Genomic DNA, 758 nt, shown 5'->3' with positions numbered 1-758 from the left:
ATCTACATCTTTAAATGATAGGAGACCTTTAACATTTTCAAAAATAAAAAATTTTGGAGAATATTTGTTAAGGAAACTCAAATAATATCTATATAAGTAGATTCGGTTGTCTGAATTCTTTTTTTTCTCATTTATTGCTCTACCAATTGTAGAATATGCTTGACAGGGAGGGCCACCAATAATGCCATCTACTCTATCAGATTTTGAATCTATAAAATTAAATATTTCCTCTAAGCTATCTTTGTTTATTTCAATATTCAGTATTGATTTAATTTGTTCACTCGGAACAATGTTCAATAATTCTTTCTTAGAAATTCTTCCATTCAAGTACTTTCTATAATAATGAAGTTTATTATTCTCTTTTAAAAAGTAATAAGCTTCTCGGATTTTTAAAGTTTCACATGCGTCTTTATCTTTTTCAATATGACATAGAATATTAAAATCACGATTTCTAAATCCTTCTGTTAAACCACCGGCTCCTGAGAATAAATCGATAATATTCATTAATTTTCACTTCCTACAAATTTATTTGCAATTTCATCTGTAACTTTTTCAAAATTAAAATCAGGCTGTCCTTGCCTATTATAGTATATAGAAAATTTCGACAACAATGACTTCACAAAATTATCTTGTAATTTTATTATTTTCTTATATTTATTGCCATCCGAAAGATTTTCAAAAGATTCTGTTTTAATTTTTCTAAAATTAACAAATCCACCTGAAAAAATATCAAAATAATTGCTTAACCAGTACAAATT

1 protein-coding gene and 1 pseudogene are annotated in these 758 nt (G+C 26.0%); both read right to left on the bottom strand.

Annotated features, from left to right (window positions below):
• Positions 1 to 504: DNA cytosine methyltransferase (locus D8805_RS09975; protein ID WP_142999755.1), on the bottom strand; the 504-nt coding region annotated here is incomplete at its 3' end.
• A pseudogene (locus D8805_RS10170) lies at positions 504 to 758 on the bottom strand (hypothetical protein); the annotation flags it as partial. The gene D8805_RS09975 and the pseudogene D8805_RS10170, both read right to left, overlap by 1 nt.

It is taken from the genome of Streptococcus oralis subsp. dentisani (assembly GCF_003944205.1).
In the GTDB taxonomy this organism is placed as follows: domain Bacteria; phylum Bacillota; class Bacilli; order Lactobacillales; family Streptococcaceae; genus Streptococcus; species Streptococcus oralis_BH.
This window is presented reverse-complemented; position numbering and strand designations above follow the sequence as displayed.